Source organism: Xanthomonas cissicola (assembly GCF_008801575.1).
Taxonomy (GTDB): domain Bacteria; phylum Pseudomonadota; class Gammaproteobacteria; order Xanthomonadales; family Xanthomonadaceae; genus Xanthomonas; species Xanthomonas cissicola.
Genome location: NZ_VZPL01000250.1, coordinates 1 through 433, shown reverse-complemented (window position 1 = coordinate 433; position 433 = coordinate 1). Strand labels below are relative to the sequence as shown.

General features: G+C 51.5%; 1 protein-coding gene and 1 pseudogene. Both read left to right on the top strand.

The window, feature by feature from the left end; genetic code table 11:
• Positions 1-115, top strand: a pseudogene (locus F7R02_RS25915) (IS5/IS1182 family transposase); the annotation flags it as partial.
• Between the two features lie 89 nt (positions 116-204).
• On the top strand, positions 205-433 hold a 229-nt coding region (locus F7R02_RS25910; protein WP_151210362.1), incomplete at its 3' end, for a helix-turn-helix domain-containing protein.

Below are 433 nucleotides of genomic sequence, written 5' to 3'. Positions count from 1 at the left end.
TTTTGCTTGGCTGGAGAAGAACCGAAGGCTATGGAAGAACTGCGAGCGCAAACTCAACACCAGCCTGCAGTTCATCCATTTGGCCTTCTTGGCGCTATTACTCAGAAGATCGTGAACAGGTTCTAAGGGAAAAGTCACCAAACATCATACATAGAGTTAAGTTTAACGTGGTTTAGTTAAGCTTAATGCGTAACGCTTTTGCCGATGCAGAAGCGCACAATGAAACCAGGACGCCCAGTGGGCGCCACCACCTATGAAGCCGAGCCGGCGATAGCTTTCGGCAAGGCAGTACGTGCCGCACGTGTTGCGCGTCAGATATCGCAAGAAGAGCTTGCTACTCGCGCCGGCATTGAGCGCTCTCACATGGGAAAGATCGAGCGGGGGCAACACATGCCTACACTAGCGTTGATTTTGCGGGTATCCATCGCATTGA